Source organism: Dysgonomonas sp. 25 (assembly GCF_010501075.1).
GTDB lineage: Bacteria > Bacteroidota > Bacteroidia > Bacteroidales > Dysgonomonadaceae > Dysgonomonas.
Window position 1 is genome coordinate 230,783 of record NZ_QVMN01000007.1, and the last position, 20,939, is coordinate 251,721.

Below are 20,939 nucleotides of genomic sequence, written 5' to 3' on the forward strand. Positions count from 1 at the left end.
TTATATTGTTGAACAAATAAGGAGTTACAATATCTATTGTAACTCCTTAATATTTTAGCTATGCAAATTTAGCATTCGATAAGATTCATAATTTTGAAGTTTTTTTTGTAAAACCTAGGCAATCAAATAAAGATGTTAGACTTCTTTTGTCTGGCTTATTGGGATAATATTTGTAGTAAAATAATTCGAAACTCCTATATAAATTTAAAAATCTGTCTTCGCCTTTTCTTTTTTCAAAAGATTTTGCGTCTGATTTAATCTTTTTATGGTAATTATCTATTAGTCTTTTCAAATCAAGTTCTTTATTTCTTAAACGGGTAAAATTCGTAACTATAAATTCGAGATTAATAATAGTCAAATCTTTAATTCTGTTATCTTCCATATTTATATTATTCTTAAACTTTTGGTTTAAATAATCATTAAGCCCTGATAATTCATATCTATAGTCAGTGTATATAATAATTGGATAAATAACTAAATTCCTTTCTTTTATTCCTTTTAATAAGTAATCATCATATTTTTTGTATCTATTTTCCTTTATTCCATTTATGTAGTCTGCTAGTTGCAAAACTGCTTTTTTTCGACCTCTACTTGATTGTACAAAGGTGTTGTCTATGTGTTCTTGTATTTCTTTAAAATCATAACTATTATGTATTTTATCAGGCATTAAGCTATCCTTATATTCAAATAAGAATATATATTTTCCATTCCGAACATAAAAGTCTGGTAAATTTTTATTAATATCACTATTATGTATAGTATAAAAACCCTTTCTATCTTGAAAAATACTTTTAATGATGGGAACAAAAAAAGCTGACTCACTTATATTTTGCCCTATAAATGATTTAAAATCTCCAAAATTGAGGTGTTTACAATTTATTGATGAATTATTATAAAAATCAAATATAAATCCAGTGTATATTTGGTTGGATAATAATCTCCAACTTAGAATATAATATGTATTGCCCTTTTTAATTAGTGGTTTTTCTTTGATTCCTATATATCTTTTTTGTTTCTCAATATTTGTCTGATAATCTATTATATCCAGACATAAGTTATCGAAAAAAGCAGTAAGGGAATCATCAACAGAAAAAGAATATTGTATGTGTCCCAATTCTTTTTCATCTTTAACATGAAGGTCTGTGTATAATCTGAGAAAATTGAATACAAATTCCCACGAAATTTGGATATCCTTGATCAATTTATAATTATCAACATATTCTTTATAGTCTTTAGATTCCTCAAAATAATTTAATATTGACATCGTTTTAAAAGACTCATAAAATAAATTTAAGTTGTGTTGCACCTCTGAATTTTTGAGAATAAACCCCCAATTCATTCTTTGAAAGAAAAAGTCAGGTTCTCTTCTTGCCTCAGCAAAGCCTCTTTCAATTTTTTCGTCATCGTGGATAGTTCTGGTATCGTTTGCTATTAAAATGATTTTATATAAGATCAATTCATCATTAGGCTTTGTGTCTCTTACTATTGGAAGTCCATTATAACATAATAGTAACTGATGAATCAGTTCTACTATTCCAAGCGGATTAAATAAAATGGTAGTACTTCCTTCTCTTTCTACTTTCTTTTTGAACTTTGATAAAAGATATTTATCATAATCAGGTATTCTATGAAAGAAAAGATCAAATAAGAATGAATCTACTTTTTTTGTATCATCTTTATTAGATAATTGTGCATTAATATGAAGTGCGACTTTAAGAAATAAAGTCGGGCTGATATCTGTTTGAGAAAGTAATTCCCTTACTGATGGAATCTTCTCACCATAGATTGCAGAGTAAGAAGCATATATATAGAACATCTTATTATTTGTAATTAATACGAATTAGGTCTATACAATAATATAGTTTAAAGATAACATTTATTTGTAAAAATTCACAATTAAAATATATATATAATAATAGGCGAATCTTCATAGATTCGCCTATATCTCTGCTTGTGGGCAATAGCGTCGTAAAATTAAACAGTGTTATAGTTGGAAAGAATTGCTTCCTCTTGGTATATCATTTATAATATTTATCCTATCCTGCTCCGTACTTAATATATCTAGTATACTCATTGTATATAAAGTATGCATTGTATTCAGGCTCTTTTCAATATTCTCTAAATCCTTTAATAAACTATCGTTTTTGATTTGTTCCTTTAATAAAAATATGGATTGACTTATTTCCAGTTGTCGCAGTTCAATAAGGGATAAGTAAACTTTCAGGTTTGAATTGGTCTTTGGGTCTTGTTTTCTGTTAGGCATAAATAAAATAATTATATTCATCTGCTGTCCTTTCCTAATGCAGACAATAAAATAAAAAAAAGCGGGAGGACATTAACCTATCCGCAGAACAGGGAGTCCAAGCCCCGAAGCACAAACAGGAAACGCCTCCCGCCCTATATGATAAGACGGGATTGGCGTTCTACTGCTTCTTAGTGCTTCTACTAAATTTGGACTTTTGTTCTACACCGAATCAGCTAAACGCTTAATATCTTTTCTCTATAATCTACGCCTGTCATAATCAGACTTAGCAAAGATAGTAGATATTCTTTTATCTTTTATTACAAGCCAAAAATACGAAGGATAAATGAGTAAAAAAAAAGTATTTATATTCGATATAAATAGCTGTTTAAGGATATCTTATAATAATGTAATTGTTAGAAATGAGTAAAAATACATGACCATTCTAAAAAGGATACTAAATATTATTTTCTATATTTGAATTTGTTTTCAATTTAATATATAATTATGGATACAGCTAAAGAGAATAACAGTAAACATCACGGAGAAAATATCAGAAAAATAAGACGTATTATAGGGTTGAATCAGTACGATTTAGCTGATAAGATGAATACTAATCAGCAATTTGTATCTAGAATGGAAAGCAAAGAGGAATTAGATGAAGAGACTTTGCAAAAAGTGTCAAAGGCTCTGGGTGTTCCTGTCGAATTAATAAAAGAATACGACCACGAATCAACTATCCAAAATTTCTTTAATAATACAATAAACACCGTAAACGGAGACTGTTTTATAAACCCCTTAGAAACAGTTAAAGATTTATATGAAAGACTTCTGAAAGAAAAAGATGAAAAGATTCAGTTGATGGAACAATTTTTAAAAGAGAAGAAAAAATAGCAACTTATATTTTCCGTCCCTTTCGTTCTGTATTTTCCGATACACCCAAATTTTTAACGAATCTGCTATTTTCTGCTTTGAACCACGTTTGTATTGGTGTGTTGTTTACTGTTAAAACATATCTGCTTGTTTGACTATCCTTAATGAAAGAAACTTTCGCCTCCGTTAAGTCGAAATACTTATTATGCTCTTTCGAATATAACTTACCAGTAAAAGTTATAGGTTGGTTATTTAGTAATTGCTTTGTTTGCTCCTGTGAAAGCCCTGTGCTTAGACAAAAATACGCCCACCTCAATAATCTCGGTATCTCAGGAAACATCGTTTTAATCAGATTCAAGTCCTTTCGGATATTATCAGGATCAAGCATCCTCTCAGCCTCTTTGATTTTTTCGAGCAGCAATTTAAGCTCTTTCTCCTTTTCCATTAACTTCTGGTGAATAGTTAGGAAATCCCCCTTAATTTCATCTTTTTGTTCATAAAGATCGTATATCTTCTCCTGTACCTCTTCTTTTTGAACAGACAAAGACTGTACACTTTCCTGTATATCATTCTTCTGGGCAAACAAATCCCTGTAATACTGCGAACTCGCTATATGCCTTGCTGTAGAACCCTCTATCCCCCTCTCTAAACCATAAACTTTCATTTTTTGAGCATAGGTATCCTGATATCCTTTCAGCTTATCCCTTGCCATTACATCATCCGCACATAAACGGACTGTATCAGTCTTTTTCTTCCGATACCTTTTTTTAGGTTTATGTGTGTTATTATCTGTACTATGCTCTATACTAACATTTTCACTTTCTTTTTTTATCTCTACCTCCCTTTCCCTCTTCGCCTTTCTTCTTTCCCCTGTCACAATAGGAACAATAGTGGCATGAATATGCGGAGTAGCCTCATCCATATGCAAAACCGCAGAGACTAAATTCTCTTTACCGAAAGTCTCCCTTACCCAATCCAAACTATCATTACACCAACCATCCAATAAACCATTCTCCTGTATTCTTTTCATATCCTCTGCTGAACCCGATAAAATAATACGGATAGCCCGGACTTGATTACTGCCTATCTTTCGTTTTATATCCGCATGCTCTATCCTGTAAGCAATAGCCTCACTTCGCTTCTCTACCCCTTGGGGAAACTCAACCAACTCTTTATTCAGGTGTGTTCTCTCTTCATCCGCATTCTCTGGAATCCTGTCACGTTCTATATGCTTACTCATCCCTGAATCTCCTCCGCTACCTTTAGCCTTTTGCATATGTAATACTACATATCCCATATAAATACCTTTTCAATATTTATATCTATCCAAACACAAAAAGCAATTATAGAAACAGCCATGATAACTAACAATAACCTCTTACCATTATCATCATACCGCAGGATTCCAAAGGGGGCACGCCTTTGGCTTATTGGGGCATTTTTAGAGAAGTGAAACGCATCGTCAAGAAAATGCCCTAATAAGCTAGGTCTTTTACAAAGTACCGTAGTCGCAGCGCAGCACGGATTTATACGAAGCCTTATACGCTTAAAGAATATGCTCCCCGCAAAAGACAAAGAGTTATCATTATATCGAGATGCCACAAATAAAACAACACAATAATTCATCGGTCGGGGAACGCCCAGCGGCAAGGGGGGAGACCACTCCTCCCGACGAGCGGAAAAGGAGGATTCAAGAATGAAAATTGCATCGGATAAATAGCACATAATCACTATATTTTTTGTTATTTCAACAAAAGAATACAGTAAATGAGATTATTCTAAATCGGTGGACAGATAAGTCCATTTATGACGATATAAGTCGCTATATAATGACAAAAAAACTACAAGTAGATACTTGTAGTTTAAATATTCTAAATAGAAAAGTATTAGTTATCAAAATCTTTGTTTTTTCTCCATTTCTTTTTTCTGTAATCTCTAATAATTACCTTTAAATCCATGTAGAGATAGAACGATGCAAAACTTATTACACCTATTCCGACTAGTCCAGATTTCCAATTTATAGGTGATAAAAGACTATAAATTCCTAATCCTATCAGAAATATACAAAATGGATAAGAAATGAGCCGAATTAATATACGTTTGGCAGACCATTCTTTTTCTATTTTTTCTGGTTTTCGTTTCGCTGGTTCACCTTTTAATACATCTCGTAGATTCTTGAGGAATATTTGATAGTTTCTTCTATTTCGTCCCCATGTTGCACTTAAAGTATATCTATTAGGATCTAGAATGCTATTAAATAATATTTTATCTTCTTTTCGGATAACTGTTATCATAAAACCTTGCACTCCCATAAAATCGAAGTTCGAATAAGCTTTGAAATAGCCGTTTTCATTTATTTCGACTAGTAAATCAAGCTCTCGAATCGTCCTCTTTAAAGTTTCTTTAAATTCAGATGTAGAGCATGTTATTTCAAGTATTTTATACCTTAATGCCCGCTTAAGCCGGATATAATCATAAATGGCTACAGTCAACATAGGAATAGTCATCAAATATATAAGATTATATTTTCTATCTTCTGATGCACTCTCTGACAATAATCCTAGCCAATCAGCAATTATTATGAATATTGGAATCATTGCCAATAGAAAGAATGCCTGTGCAAGTAAATAGTAGTTTCTTCTTTGCGATTTATCTAACAAAACTTTTTCGTACTTTTTCATGCTTTTTCAATATCCAAATTGCTCTCTTCGCCAGGGCAGAATGTAATAATATTTGAAATTTTGATAACCTTCGGTCTCTGTTATTAATCTACCACCTTCCCAACCTAATCCCCATGCCGCACCATAAGGAAAAGGCAATTTCCAAGAAATAAATGACGAAGTTTCTTCAGCCACAAATTGTGCCGTATTTATTTCATCGTTCCAATATTGAACACCTGTACCTCCCATGCTTACTAAAGTCAACCCTGTACCTAATTTTCCGAAAGCTTTAGATGCTTTTAAAGCTCGCGCTTTTCCTTCTGCTAACATTGGTTTAGTCATATGCTGATTGCCATTGAAGTTGTGCTTATAATATTTCATATTACGAATGTTAAGCCATGCACTTTTATTATAAGTTGCTATTGTTCCATAAGATAACCCTGCATTGACGACAGCATTTGCCATACCTATGTATCCACTATGCTTGGGGTTAAGATGGGGATTTTCCTTAATATGTTGTATATAGAAATAATAGCCAATCTCTTTTTTGATAGAGGGATAATCAAAAATATGTATATCTTCGGGCTTCAACGTATTGTTTAGGACTTTTTGCTTCAGCTGTTTAAATTCCCTTTGTAGCAAAGACTTCTCTACATTTACCTGATCGGGAGACGTGAGACCTAAGGCTAGTATTCCCAGATCTTTCTTTACCCTATTATATTCCTTTTGCTGAAAATGCCTTTCAAAGGCATCAATCATCATATGGTTTACCGAAAGGTTGAATATCCCCTGTTGTATCTGTGTATCCATCTTAACTTCCAACGCTCCATTATCAAATTGAATTTTATCATTCATAATCTTTATTCCTGGTATTGGACGTTCGATATATTTCACACTGGGTATCATGGTGTATTGAGTATATTTACCCATACTCTCGGTTGTTTGCCTTGCTGTGACTACTACTTCCGGTAGCACATAAGAAATCGTTCCGTCATTGTAGATCACAAATCCTCTGTATGACTCATTTTTTCTAACTTTTTCCCAATATACCACCTCAGGTATCATGGAATGTTGTTCATTTGGTCTGCTCATTCTACCCAAAGATTATCATGTTCTACTCCGTTTATCATTATTCGCTCTGGAGAGATAACAAGTCTTGTAGACAAACCTCCTCCATTTTCACTGACTTCCCTACCAAAGCTAATACAAGCTGCCCGAAAGAACTTCATCCATAGAGGAGCACCTCCTGTCTGTATCTTGAAATTGACAGCTCCATCTTTGTATAGCCCTGGTTTAATAGCCCACTCATAAAAGGAATCGGGTAGAGCTTCACTCAAAGTTACCATCAGTTGTCCGCCTTTTGTTTCAGCTTGGGGTTCACCTTTATAATCAGTTGGTTGGCTAAATCCTATTTTAAACTGTTCTACTTCGTATTCATGTCCGTCTATTTGCAGCCATACAGTTACATTACTGTCAGTCAAAGGAAAACTTAATAATGAAGCCGCTTTGTTTAGTCCGTCTTTTAAATTCATGTTTGTTCCAATTTTTATTTGTTAACCCATTTACTTTCGTATGTTATACTCCCTATTGTTATGGTCTTTGCACTCAGTACCAATGACGTGGAGATATAAGAGGAGCCACTGCGAGCATAGCTGATATCCATTGAAATGCAAGCAACATCCTCTAGTTCAAGTTTTTCTAATGAAACCCCCGATTCATCACAGAATGTGATTTCACAGGGTAAATACAAACGTGAATTCAAAGCCCATGTAATCAACTCATTTGAAGGTAATGCCGAAATGTTAATTTCGATTATTCCTCCGGCAGCCCTTGATTGTACCTGTCCTTTGTTATCTATATTTTTCAGGAAAGAATAATTGCAACTGGCTAATTCGTAACCATTTTTAGTTAAGTCAAAGATATTTCCCGCAGAGGAAACAGTCCCAATTTTTAAGAAACTTTTGTGTGAAAACATAATTGTGTTTTAGTTTGGTTAGACATTGGATCTTGTAAGATCAGATCTTCATTACCTCAAAGATATAAATATTTTAACAGTTTTGCCAAAAAATGCACAAATGATTTTGTAAATCTATTTGCAAAATGCAGTGTAATATCAAAGTTATCTAGTAAAAAAGAGGCTTTAGTATTGCTATTTAATAGCCGATTATTTATCTTTGCTATTAGTTAAAATAATGCATATCCGTTAACGAACGGCAGTTGTTTTTAGCTTATGTAAAATTCGTGTGAATAAAGAAATTTCCCATCTATAAGAATCTAATCTACATTGTCTTATCCCAAGCTATTCAAATCTGCCTGGGACTACAGAGACAGCGAAAGCAGAAGCTAAAGTGACAAGAATAGTTACAAAGAAGCAGAGTTGAGCAGAACAAAACAAGAAAACATGAGGCAGTAAATCAATCGATTTGCTGCTTTTTTTTATGCCTTATTTATACACATACCAACTTATAAATATAGATAGACCTATTTATCTTTTATTATTATATAATAGAAGAAGACATTTATAAGATAATCACAAAAAACATTCTTCATTATTAAAATATTTTATTAAACAAAACTTATTTTAAATAAATATTTATATATTTGTTGCATAATAAGGTAATAAAATATATAATTTTTTATTTTATTCGCTAATTAGACAGAAAAGAACAACCTTCATCGCCTAATCATTATGAAAATATTTAAAAACATAACACCCGTTTTATTCGCCCTACTACTTTTATCGTGTAATTCAGCAGAACCACACAAAGTAGAAATACTCATCATCGGCGGAGGAGCGAGTGGAACAACGGCAGGAATACAGGCTGCCCGCATGGGTAGCAAGACCTTGATTATAGAAGAATCCACTTGGCTGGGAGGCATGCTGACTTCGGCAGGAGTAAGCGCCACCGATGGCAACTACCGCATGCCGGGAGGCTTATGGGGCGAATTTCGCGAAGCGCTGGCCAACCATTACGGAGGATTGGAAGCACTCAAAACCGGATGGGTCAGCAATGTATTGTTCGAACCATCGGTCGGCAACAAGATATTTCAGTCGATGGCTGCAAAAGAAGAAAACCTCGATATCTGGTTCGAAGCAAAAGTCAAGACCGTACAAAAAGAAGGCGAAAAATGGAAAGTAGAAGTAACAACCCAAAATGGCGACACTAAAACCATAGAAGCAACCATCCTGATAGATGCTACCGAATTGGGCGATATAGCCAAAATGTGTGGTGTGAAATACGACATCGGCATGGAAAGCCAGAAGATTACGCACGAAGACATTGCCCCCGCAGAAGCTAACGGCATCATACAGGATTTGACGTATGTTGCCATACTAAAAGAATACGACCGCGACATGACTATCGCCAAGCCCGAAGGTTACGATCCGTCGCAGTACCTCTGCACTTGCATCAATCCACTATGCGTTTCACCTTTAGAGCCGGAGCGCGTGGTATGGAACCGCGACGAAATGATGAATTACGGGAAGCTTCCTACCCTCAACGGAAAGGCTAAATATATGATCAACTGGCCGCTCGAAGGCAACGATTTCTATCTGAATATCATAGAAATGACGCCGGAGGAACGCACCGAAGCATTGAAAAAGGCTAAAAACCATACCTTATGTTACCTCTATTTCCTGCAAACAGAATTGGGACTGAACAACTTAGGATTGGCTGACGACGAATACCCAACCGAAGATAAACTTCCATTTATCCCTTACCATCGCGAATCGAGGCGTATACACGGTTTGGTACGCTTCCAGCTGAATGACATCACTAACCCATTCGAGCAGGAAACCAAATTATATCGTACTACCATCGGCGTAGGCGACTACCCTGTCGACCATCACCACAAAAAATATACAGGCGAAGAAATCCTGCCCGACCTGCACTTCCACCCTATCCCATCCTACGGGCTGCCATTGGGTACATTGATACCTAAAGACGTGGAAGGATTGATAGTGGCGGAAAAATCGATTTCCGTATCCAATATCGTCAACGGAACAACGCGCCTGCAACCCGTAGTGTTGCAAATAGGTCAGGCTGCGGGAACATTGGCTTCGCTTGCCGTAAAAAATAAGTTAGCTATCCATAACGTGAATGTACGGGATGTTCAGCGCGAGATTCTGTCTGCAAATGGCTATTTAATGCCTTATCTCGACGTTCCTGTCGGAAGTCCTTTATTCAAACCGTACCAACGGATAGGGGCAGCCGGAATCTTGCGCGGAACAGGAAAGAGTGTCGACTGGTCGAACCAGACATGGCTACGCGCCGATGACCTCTTACTCGCAACCGAACTGGAAGGATTGGCAGCGTTTTATCCATCCGTACCAGTAAACTTCCCGGGGAAAACAATAAGCGTAAACGAAAGCCTGAATTTAATCAAAGCAATTGCTGAAAAAGAAAATATCGAACTGCCACAGGATATAGAAGCCGAAAGCAGGCAGCTGTTCGAAAAATACGGATTCGGGACTCTATCGGCCGCCAACAATATAAAAAGAGGCCAGTTTGCAGTGCTGATAGATGCATTTCTCAACCCATTCGACAGCAAAGATGTAGACATACAAGGGGAGATCAAAAAATAGGTGAGATACCGGAGAAGAAGGATTTTTCGAATTCTCCATTTTCAGATAATAATATAACGAGTCTATAAGAACAGATTAATTCATACTCAATAATCTTTTTGTTAAGACCTCTTTCCGGTATCTCACTTTTTATCTGAACCTGACAATAAATCTAATACTCACTAAAAATCAAGGATATGAATTTTAAAGAACTGGCAAAACAATACAAGGACGAACTATTCGAGAAGGTTCTTCCTTTCTGGCTCGAAAAGTCACAGGACAAAGAGTTTGGAGGCTATTTCACATGTCTTGACAGGAAAGGTGCAGTTTACGACACCGATAAATTCATCTGGTTGCAAGGACGCGAAGTGTGGATGTTCTCGATGCTCTACAACAAAGTAGAGAAACGGCAGGAGTGGCTCAATTGTGCCATACAAGGAGGCGAATTCCTGAAAAAGTACGGGCACGACGGCAACCTCAACTGGTACTTCTCGCTCACCCGCGAAGGAGAACCGTTGATTGAGCCGTACAACATTTTCTCGTACACCTTTGCTACGATGGCATTCGGACAATTGAACCTCGCAACCGGCAAACAGGAATATGCCGACATAGCCAAAAAGACATTCGACATTGTATTATCCAAAGTAGGAAATCCAAAAGGGAAATGGAATAAAGCGCATCCGGGAACACGCAACCTGAAAGGGTTTGCCCTACCGATGATATTGTGCAACCTCGCCCTCGAGATAGAACACCTGCTCGATAAGGATTTTATGACCAAAGTGATGGACGATTGCATACACGAAGTGATGGACGTATTCTACCGTCCCGAACTCGGAGGGATTATCGTAGAAAACGTCACCGCCGACGGGCAATTATCCGACACCTTCGACGGACGCCTATTGAATCCCGGGCATGCCATCGAGGCCATGTGGTTTATTATGGACCTCGGCGTGCGCCTCAACAGGAAAGACCTCATAGAGAAGGCCGTAAAAATAACCCTCACCACGATAGAATATGGCTGGGACAAAGAGCACGGAGGTATTTTCTACTTCATGGACAGGCTGGGTTATCCGCGCCACGAACTGGAATGGGATCAGAAACTCTGGTGGGTACACCTCGAAAGCCTTATCTCCTTATTGAAAGGCTATTATCTGACCGATAACGAGGATTGCCTGAAATGGTTCGGGAAACTGCACGAATATACCTGGAAACACTTTGCCGACAAAGAATACCCCGAATGGTTCGGCTACCTCAACCGGCAAGGAGAAGTATTGCTCCCACTGAAAGGTGGCAAATGGAAAGGATGCTTCCACGTTCCGCGCGCCCTCTATCAATGCTGGCAGACGCTTGCCCTCATACAACAGAAGAAAGAAGAACAAGTAACCATATAATTAATCGAATACTATGAATAACAATCGCCGTAATTTTCTGAAAGGAGCGTTGGCATCTGGTGCACTCGTTGCCGGACAGAAATTATTTGCTGTAAACAAAAGCCTCAGCAAGGTCGACGAGCAATTCCGGACGATACCTTCCGGAATGCCCGATTTCGCTACGCCGGGGCTATTGAAAGGGATGCCCATCCACGCCACTTTCTTAGACGAGGTGAGCTGGGACATTCCGCATCAGAACTGGGGTGTAAAAGATTGGGACAAAGACTTTGCTGCTATGAAAGCTGTCGGCATCAACACTGTGGTGATGATACGCTCGGGGCTTGCCAAATGGATAGCTGCACCATTCGAGACGATCCTTAAATCGGAAGACGTATATTATCCGCCTGTCGATTTAGTCGAAATGTTCCTCTATTTAGCCGACAAATATGATATGAATTATTACTTTGGCATGTACGATTCGGGAAAATATTGGATAGAAGGGCAATTTCAAAAAGAAATTGACTTAAATTTAAGGCTGATTGACGAAGTGTGGAAAAAGTACGGACATCATAAGTCTTTTAAAGGGTGGTATTTATCTCAGGAAGTTAGCCGAAGAACGAAAAACATGTCGCGCATCTATGCCGACGTAGGCAAGCATGCCAAAGCCATATCGGGCAACCTGACAACGATGGTTTCGCCATACATACATGGCGTGAAAACCGATCAGGTGATGAGCGGCGACAAGGCTTTGAGCGTGAAAGAACACGAAGACGAATGGAACGAAATTCTGGGAAATGTACAAGGTGCTGTTGATATATTGGCTTTCCAGGACGGACAGGTCGATTATCATGAACTCTACGATTATCTTGTGATAAACAAGCAATTAGCAACCAAATACAACATGCGATGCTGGACAAATCTTGAATCTTTTGACCGCGATATGCCTATACGTTTCTTACCCATCAAATGGGAGAAAATGCTCTACAAATTAGAAGCTGCGCGTAAGGCGGGAATGGAAGACGCCATCACATTCGAATTCTCTCATTTCATGAGCCCCAATTCGACTTACCTACAGGCAGGGCATTTGTACGAGCGCTATCGCGAACACTTTGGGTTATAAACAATTACATTAAATAAGGATTTATTCTAAATCTTAAATTGCTTAAGCTATGCAAAAACTAAAATCAAAAATCTGGATGAAATTCAGCCTATTGTTAGGATGCTTGTTTCTCTTTACAAGCATGCAAGCTCAGCTGAATGTTAAGGGGAAAATTGTCGACGGTGACAATGAACCTCTGATTGGCGCTAGTGTTTCCGAAAAGGGGACCTCTAATGCGGTAATGACCGATATCGACGGCAACTATCAAATTTCGGCTACCAACAATGCTACCTTAGTATTCTCTTACGTAGGCTACACAACCAAAGAAGTAGCTGTGAACGGAAGGACAACTATAAATATGACATTGAGTGCCAAAGAAGATATCTTAGACGAAGTCATCGTTGTAGGATATGGTACACAAAAGAAAACGTCGCTGACGGCGGCAGTATCGCAAATCGACGGGAAAGACATCCTTACCACTCCTTCGACCAACATTTCCAGCGTATTAGGCGGACGCCTTCCGGGCGTATCATCGCGGCAGGAATCGGGACAGCCGGGGATGGATAATGCAGCCCTCTACATTCGTGGTTCGCGTATCGGAGCCACCTACATCGTCGATGGCATCCCGCGTGCAATCAACGACATCAACCCGAACGACGTTGCTACCGTTTCGGTATTGAAGGATGCATCTTCAGCAGCCGTATATGGTTTGGGTAGTGCCGGAGGGGTAATCATCATCACCACCAAATCAGGGAAAAAAGGAGAATCGAAAATAACCTACGACGGCTCATTCGGTATCTCGAAGAATGCTAATTTCCCTAAATTCCTCAATGGACCCGAATATGCTTACTACTACAACAGGGGATTGGAATTAGACGGCGGACAGGCAATTTTCACCCAACAGCACATCGATATGATGACCAATGGCGACGACTCCGACGGATGGGCGAACACCAACTGGATAAACAAAGTTTTCGGCACAGGCCATAATCAGCAACATAATATAACCCTGACAGGCGGTGCAGAAAAATTCAACTACTACGCATCGTTAGGTTATATGGATCAACAAGGTAACATCGACCGTTTTTCGTACAAAAGATACAATCTGCGTGCTAAGGTCGATGCAGAAGTGGCTAAAAACCTGAAAATGACAGTCAATGTTTCGGGTATCAGAGGTGACCGCAATTCCCCGGCATTTGCCGCAGGAGGAAACTCCGGCAGCGGAGGAGACGACCACTGGATGTCGATTGCCCGACAGACAATCGCCAGCATGCCTTTCATTCCGGTGCAATACAACGGTTTGTACACGGCCTCGGGTAACACATTGGCACAGCCAAACAGCCCGATTGCAGCCATCAATGAATCGGGTAAATACAAAAACAATACGATGAAAATACAGACCAACGTTTCGTTGGAATGGAATGTGCCTTGGCTGAAAGGTCTAAGTGCAAAGGTGAACGGTACGTATGACTATTCGAACGAGACAGCTAAAAACCTGTCTACTCCTTACAAAGTGATGTTGGTTAAGCTGCCGAGTAGTACCCTGCCGAACCTGCAATATAGCGAACAGAACGACCCGCGTGCCGCCCGCAGTATCACGCTGACCGAAGCGCATGGCCGTAATAATTTCTTAGTGGGACAAGCAAGCCTGAACTACGAAACCAAAATCAACAAAGACCACAGCATCAAAGCAATGATATTGGGCGAGGTACAGGAAAACAAATGGAACAACCTCCAGGCATCGGCCAAAAACCTCGACTTCCCCGAACTTCCCGAGTTGAGCAACGGTGTACCGGCCGATCAGCCGATTGCAGGGGCAAGCACACACTGGCGCAAAGCAGGATTTGTATACCGTATCAATTACGATTATGCAAGTAAATATATACTGGAACTATCGGGACGTTACGACGGATCGTATAAATTCTCGGGTAACCGCTCGAATAAGCGCTGGGCATTCTTCCCTTCGGCATCCGTGGGATGGAGAATCTCGGAAGAAGACTTTATGAAAGACTTCGAATTCATCGACAACCTCAAGTTGCGTGCAGCTGCAGGCCGGTTGGGAACCGATGGTGTTCCGGCATATTCTTACCTCAGCCAGTATAGATATGGCAATCCTATATTATTGAACGGAAACCAAGTGAATACAATGTATCAGAATGTGGTGGCCAATATAGACCTGACATGGGATTACACCCGCTCGACAAATATAGGGTTCGATGCCACACTCTGGGGTGGACTGTTGGGCGTAGAATTCGATGTATTCTATAACTATCGTTACAAAATGTTAGCAGCAAACAATGCCAATATTTCACCATCAATGGGCGGATACTACAAAACATACGCAAATAATGACAGACAAGACTCGAAAGGGGTTGAGATTATCCTTACTCACCAGAACAAATATGAGGTAGATGGCAAAACGCTGAATTACGGTGCCAAATTCAATATGGGATGGGCTAAAACCCGCTGGCTGAGATATGGTGAATCAACCGATCTTCCGGACTATCAACGTACACCGGGAACGGCTGCCGGAAGCCTCAAAATATACAAAGCCGACGGCTTGTATAAGAGCGAAGAAGACATCGACAACTCTCCTTGGCGCGGAAATACCCGTCCGAGAGTGGGTGATGTGAAATATGTAGACGTAAACGGCGACGGTGTCATCGATGAGCAAGACCGCGGATATTTCGGCAAATCGAATATCCCTGAAATCACAGGTGGTTTAACATTATATGCCGACTGGAACGGTTTCGACATAAATGTATTCTTCCAGGGAGCAACTAAATGCGAGGCTTCGCTCACAGGCGTATATTTCAACGGGCACGACGACACCAGTGTTTTCACCCGCCTGTTCAAAGATGCAGGAAACTCGCCTCGTTATCTGGCTAAAGGCGCATGGAGCCCCGAAAACCCGAACGGAAAATATCCTCGTCTGTCGGTAAATACACCGACCAACGCCAATGGTTATGCTTCGACATTCTGGATGAGAAACGGCGAATATCTGCGTCTCAAATCTATGCAGATAGGCTACACATTGCCTAAGCAGCTTATCAGAAAAGCGGGAATAGACAATGTACGGTTCTATGTAGAAGGCTCCAACCTGCTGACATGGTCGCATCTGCCGAAAGGTATCGACCCTGAAATGCCGGCTGTAACAAATGGTTATTATCCTCAACAACGAGTATTTATGACAGGTCTTAGTGTTACATTCTAAAAAAGAACGAACAATGAAATACAATATACGAAAAACAGTAATCGGAATAACATTGGCTTGTACCATGTTAGCTTCGAGTGGATGTAATGAATTTTTGAACGACACCATGCCTACCGACAAGGTATCGGACAAAGTGCTGTGGAGTAAACCCGAATATGCCAAATTGGCGCTGAACAACTGTTATCACTATATCCGCATCTATGGCGTATACGACAACGACGGAACAGGACAATCACGCATCGGACTAACCGAAGGTGCTACCGAAACCTTGAAATACGGCTCATTGACGCGCATGCCGCACATGTCTTTTGCCAACGAACTGGCATTCGGGCAGGCAGCAGCCGATTATACAACAGCCGAAAGCTTCCTCGGCGGATGGGGCAGTTACTATAACCGCATTATGGCTGTCAACCGGACTTATGCAGATTTCAAAAAATATGCAAGTTTCGATCAGGCCACTCAGGATCTGATAGAAGCCGAAATACGCTATTTCCGCGGATACTTATATTTCGAACTTATCAAACGCTTCAAGACTGTTGTGTTGCGCGACGAAAATCTGGATGCTGTAGGCCCTAATGCACCATTAATGACCGAGGCCGAAGGATGGGAATTTGTCTATCAAGACTTACTGTTTGCAGCACAAACACTTCCCGTAGACCGCACAGGCGAAGATGCCGGACGATTGAACAAAGCTGCTGCTTACGGTATGCTGTCGCGCGCCATGCTATACGCCGAGCGCTGGCAAGATGCACGCGATGCTGCCAAGGAAGTTATCGACCTGAATAAATACGACTTGAATCCGGTATTTAAAGATGCTTTCAAATCGAAAAACATCGAATCGATACTTGAATTCAACTACCAATTGGCAGGACCTAACCATTTGTTCGACGACATATTCGCACCGAAAGGCGACGCTGGTGTAGTACGCGGCGGAATGGGCGTTCCGACACAGGAAATGGTGGAATCGTTCGAACTGGCAACAGGCGGATTCGCTAACTGGACACCTTGGCATGCCACATCGGGCACGACTGTCGATCCTCCGTATGCAAGCCTCGAACCACGTTTCCATGCTACTATCCTCTACAACGGGGCTACATGGAAAGGTCGTACAATAGAACCGTTTATCGGTGGACGCGACGGATGGTGCTCGTATAAAGACGACCCCGATCCTCAAGGACGTACAACGACAGGTTATTATCTGAGAAAGATGCTCGACGAAGGACACGATTTATCCGTAAACTACTATAGCACACAACCATATATCGCTATCCGCTACGCAGAAATATTGCTCAACTATGCCGAAGCTTGTTACCACAACAATCAAGGGACAGACATATCGGAAGCAAACTGGGCTGTGAAAGAAATCAGAGATCGCGTAAGCTTGCCATATACCAACAAAACTGGTACAGCGCTGATGGATGCCATCCGTCAAGAACGTAAAGTGGAATTGGCTTACGAGGGACACCTCTATTGGGATATGCGCCGCTGGCGATTGGCTCATACAGCTTACAGCAACATGCGTGTGCATGGGTTGAAGATAGAAAATGTAAGTGCCGGAGTATTCCGCTACAGCTATGTGGATTGCGACAAGCAAGACCGCCAATTCCCTGAAAAGCTATACCGGATTCCTCTTCCGCTGGGCGAATTACAAAATAACAATATGGTTGAACAATTCCCTGAATGGAGATAATAAACTGTAACACACGAAGATATGAAAAAGAAATTCTTATACATAATAGCCGGGCTATCAGTCGTACTCTTTGGCTGCGAAAGCCCCGATGATATTGCTCCTGAAACTACTTCGAAAGTTATATCGAGCGTTTCGGCAACCTTTGTCGAAGGCGATTACAGCTACGATAAAAATCCGAATAGTATTTTCACCTACCTCATTACCAATGAGAATGAAAGCGACTTCAAAATCGAAATCCCCTGGTTCTATCCTGAGGAGACGAACAATCAACCCGACATCACCAAGATGCAGGTGCGGGCTAAGTTGGCTAACAACTGCTACATCAGCCCCGAGCTCGGTGTGTTGGATCTGAGCCAGGTAAATACTTTTACGCTGACCGATTACAATGGTGGCAAGCGCCAGATAACCATCACAGGCGAAGTGTACAAGTTGAGAGGTTGCACGGTAGACGAGTTGACTGTAACGGATAATCTCACCGGAGAAATAATCTCGGGTATTATCGACGAAGCCCGCAACCAGATATCGATTATTTCGACAGATGCGCTGACGGACGTGAATATCACGTACGAGTTGTATCCGCATGCCACGGCAACGATTACAGGAGGCAGCTTCAACAACGTCGACCTATCCACGTCGCCTCAGATGACGGTGACTGCCCACAACGGTGTCGACACCAAAACATATACCATTGTGAAAGACATCCCTAACAAGGTGACGAAAGGTATACGCGAAGGTAGTGCGAAGCTCTTATTTGCCAAACAGCTGAATGCCGATCTGGGTATCACTACGGCGAATGTTACGGGAGGTATTGCCGCGACGAAGGATTATGTTGTTATCAATACACGTAACGAAGCAAGTGTTTACATTCATGCCAAGACGGGTGCTAAGATAGGAGCAGTCAACTTAGGTGCTATAACCGGCAACCTGACGAACTTCTACAACACAGCCGATTCGAAAGGTAATATCTTGATAAATAACCTTTCTCCGGGTGGAGGAACGTTCAAAATCTACAAGCTTACATCCGTAACGGGAACACCACAATTGTTCATCGACTGGACAGGTTCGGGTGCCACAGCGATAGGACGCAAAGTGTCTGTACAAGGGAACATCGATGGCAATGCCATTATCACGGCACCTATACATGATGCGAGCGTTACCAAATTTGCGCGCTGGACTGTCGTGGGCGGAGTATTGACGTCGCACACACCTGATATCGTAACCGTTTCGGGATGGAGCCGTACAAGCCCTGACAATATCGACGTGGTATATACTTCCGATACGAACGTAAATGCCGACTATTTCCTTATCGGATATTCCAACAACCGCCTGACGCGTATCGACGGAACTACGAATACCGTGAAAGCACAGTTGGACGTACTTGATACGAATTACATCACCAACGCTGTCGATTTCACCATGTTCAACAACAACGAATATGTCGCATACGGACAATTCAACAGTTTCACATGGGGACAAGCCGACCAGGCATGGGTTATCAATGCCGAATCCGGATTCTCCGGCAATCCGGGTGCTTCGGGCACAACAGGAAACTGTTCGGGTGCCATCTGGGGAGCACCGAAAGGGACTTACGGCCCGAATGCCATAGGTGGTGTACAAAACGGTAATGGTAGCGGAGACGTAGCATTACGCGTATCAGACGACGGATACTACATGTACATGTACTTTATGATTACAAACGGTTATGTTGTAGGAGTACAATTCGACTGTATCGATATGTAATACTTTTTCTGTGAAAAAGAATGGGGAGATGAACGGATTCTCCCCGTTCTTCTTTAAATTGTACCCAATAATGGGTTATCACTTCTCAAAAAAAACGGAACAAACATGAAAAAGATTTTTTCTATCCTCCTCTTAGTATTTGTGACAACAATCATCTTTGCCTGCTCGTCTTCCGACGACGATACGCCGCCGTGGAGATGGCCCGACGACGAGGAAGAAACCGATGCAAAGCCCCGCTATGTATGGATAGACGCGGCAGCCAATTTCCCCGATTATGCCGACAACAAAAATAAAATCCGCGAAGATCTGGCAAAAGTCAAAGAAGTAGGATTCACCGATATTGTTGTAGATGTTCGCCCGACAACAGGCGATGTGCTGTTCAACACCTCCGCTTGCGATCAGGTACGAAGGGTTGCCTATTGGGATGGCCCTACCTACAAACTCTACGACCGCACGGCGACATGGGATTACCTGCAAGCCTTTATCGATGCCGGTCACGAAGTAGGACTGAAAGTACATGCCGGCATCAATACCTTTGTCGGAGGCAATACCTATGCCTATGGTCTGGGCGAAGACGGAATATTATTCCGCGATGCATCCAAGAAAAACTGGGCAACTTCGCTCAACACTACTACGGGCATCAAAAATACGATGGACATTACTGACGGTTCGTACCGGACAAAATTCTTTAACCCTGTGAATCAGGATGTGCAGAACTATTTGCTGACAATCATCGGCGATTTGGCTACTTACGACCTCGACGGAATATTCCTCGACCGTTGCCGCTACGACGAGCTGGAAAGCGATTTCTCGGATTATACCAAAAGTAAATTCGAAGCCTATATCGGTCAAACAATCAGCAACTTCCCCGGCGATGTAGTCGCACCCGGAACGGCTGTTTATCCTTTACCGGCTACCCTACCCATCCATTTCAAGAAATGGCTCGAATTCCGCGCGAAAGTGATACACGATTTTGTCGAAAAAGCCCGTGCCAAAGTGAAATCCGTGAATGGCGATATTCAGTTCGGCGTATATGTAGGCGGCTGGTATTCGACCTATTACGGTGTCGGTGTCAACTGGGCAAGCCCCAAATACAACACCGCACAATACCACTCGCAATGGGCTTCGGCCGATTACAACAAATACGGCTATGCCGACCATCTCGATTTCTTATTGTTGGGGGCATATGCTTCTGCCGACAAGATATACGGAACGGGTGAATGGACAGTGGAAGGATTCTGCAAACAAGCGGATGCCAAAATTCTGGGCGATACCAAGTTTGCCGGAGGCCCCGATGTGGGCAACTGGAATGTCCCTGCCGGAACAAACGTACATACATCTGTGACCAATTCGATAGATGCAGCCTATCACGCAGGAAACGGTTACTTCCTTTTCGACCTGATTCATGTGAAGAAGTCCGATTTCTGGAACGACCTGAAACAGGGATTCGACAAATTAGAACCTAAAAAATAATCATAAAATCGACA

General features: G+C 40.9%; 13 protein-coding genes and 1 pseudogene. 8 read left to right on the forward strand and 6 right to left on the reverse strand.

Annotation, left to right across the window (positions count from 1 at the left end; translation table 11 throughout):
• Positions 1 to 85: 85 nt before the first annotated feature.
• Positions 86 to 1,816, reverse strand: coding sequence for a hypothetical protein (locus tag D0T66_RS12245; RefSeq protein WP_163357584.1), 1,731 nt, complete (start codon positions 1,814 to 1,816; stop codon positions 86 to 88).
• Positions 1,817 to 2,749: 933 nt separating this feature from the next.
• Between D0T66_RS12245 and D0T66_RS12250 the strand changes: the two genes are divergently transcribed.
• A complete protein-coding gene (locus D0T66_RS12250; protein WP_163357585.1) occupies positions 2,750 to 3,136 on the forward strand; it encodes a helix-turn-helix domain-containing protein in 387 nt (128 codons plus the stop codon).
• A gap of 561 nt (positions 3,137 to 3,697) precedes the next feature.
• On the opposite strand, the pseudogene mobV reads toward D0T66_RS12250, so the two are convergent.
• The 5 genes and pseudogenes from mobV to tssD (D0T66_RS12275) form a co-directional block, all read right to left on the reverse strand.
• A pseudogene (mobV, locus tag D0T66_RS16455) lies at positions 3,698 to 4,412 on the reverse strand (MobV family relaxase); the annotation flags it as partial.
• 589 nt (positions 4,413 to 5,001) lie between these two features.
• Complete coding sequence (locus D0T66_RS12260) at positions 5,002 to 5,796, reverse strand: hypothetical protein (protein ID WP_163357587.1); 795 nt, start codon at positions 5,794 to 5,796, stop codon at positions 5,002 to 5,004.
• A 6-nt stretch (positions 5,797 to 5,802) separates the two neighbouring features.
• Entirely contained in the window at positions 5,803 to 6,867 is a 1,065-nt protein-coding gene (locus tag D0T66_RS12265; RefSeq protein ID WP_163357588.1) for a hypothetical protein, read from the reverse strand.
• The gene (gene tssD, locus D0T66_RS12270; RefSeq protein ID WP_163357589.1) at positions 6,864 to 7,307 is read right to left on the reverse strand and encodes a type VI secretion system tube protein TssD; all 444 of its coding nucleotides are present in this window, start codon (positions 7,305 to 7,307) and stop codon (positions 6,864 to 6,866) included. The genes D0T66_RS12265 and tssD (D0T66_RS12270) overlap by 4 nt, the downstream gene beginning before the upstream one ends.
• Before the next feature lie 14 nt (positions 7,308 to 7,321).
• The gene (gene tssD, locus D0T66_RS12275) at positions 7,322 to 7,750 is read right to left on the reverse strand and encodes a type VI secretion system tube protein TssD (RefSeq protein WP_163357590.1); all 429 of its coding nucleotides are present in this window, start codon (positions 7,748 to 7,750) and stop codon (positions 7,322 to 7,324) included.
• Positions 7,751 to 8,464: 714 nt separating this feature from the next.
• Between tssD (D0T66_RS12275) and D0T66_RS12280 the strand changes: the two genes are divergently transcribed.
• From D0T66_RS12280 to D0T66_RS12310, 7 genes are all read left to right on the forward strand, one after another.
• On the forward strand, positions 8,465 to 10,360 hold the full coding sequence (locus D0T66_RS12280; protein ID WP_163357591.1) for an FAD-dependent oxidoreductase: 1,896 nt from the start codon (positions 8,465 to 8,467) through the stop codon (positions 10,358 to 10,360).
• Between the two features lie 176 nt (positions 10,361 to 10,536).
• On the forward strand, positions 10,537 to 11,730 hold the full coding sequence (locus D0T66_RS12285; RefSeq protein WP_163357592.1) for an AGE family epimerase/isomerase: 1,194 nt from the start codon (positions 10,537 to 10,539) through the stop codon (positions 11,728 to 11,730).
• 13 nt (positions 11,731 to 11,743) lie between these two features.
• Positions 11,744 to 12,829 carry a DUF4434 domain-containing protein gene (locus D0T66_RS12290; RefSeq protein WP_163357593.1) on the forward strand — a complete coding sequence of 362 codons (1,086 nt, stop codon included), beginning with the start codon at positions 11,744 to 11,746 and terminating at the stop codon, positions 12,827 to 12,829.
• Between the two features lie 49 nt (positions 12,830 to 12,878).
• A complete protein-coding gene (locus tag D0T66_RS12295; protein WP_163357594.1) occupies positions 12,879 to 16,022 on the forward strand; it encodes a TonB-dependent receptor in 3,144 nt (1,047 codons plus the stop codon).
• A 13-nt stretch (positions 16,023 to 16,035) separates the two neighbouring features.
• Complete coding sequence (locus tag D0T66_RS12300; RefSeq protein WP_255489820.1) at positions 16,036 to 17,712, forward strand: RagB/SusD family nutrient uptake outer membrane protein; 1,677 nt, start codon at positions 16,036 to 16,038, stop codon at positions 17,710 to 17,712.
• Positions 17,713 to 17,733: 21 nt separating this feature from the next.
• The gene (locus D0T66_RS12305) at positions 17,734 to 19,452 is read left to right on the forward strand and encodes a DUF5018 domain-containing protein (RefSeq protein WP_163357595.1); all 1,719 of its coding nucleotides are present in this window, start codon (positions 17,734 to 17,736) and stop codon (positions 19,450 to 19,452) included.
• 105 nt (positions 19,453 to 19,557) lie between these two features.
• The gene (locus D0T66_RS12310) at positions 19,558 to 20,925 is read left to right on the forward strand and encodes an alpha amylase family protein (protein WP_163357596.1); all 1,368 of its coding nucleotides are present in this window, start codon (positions 19,558 to 19,560) and stop codon (positions 20,923 to 20,925) included.
• Positions 20,926 to 20,939: the final 14 nt, after the last annotated feature.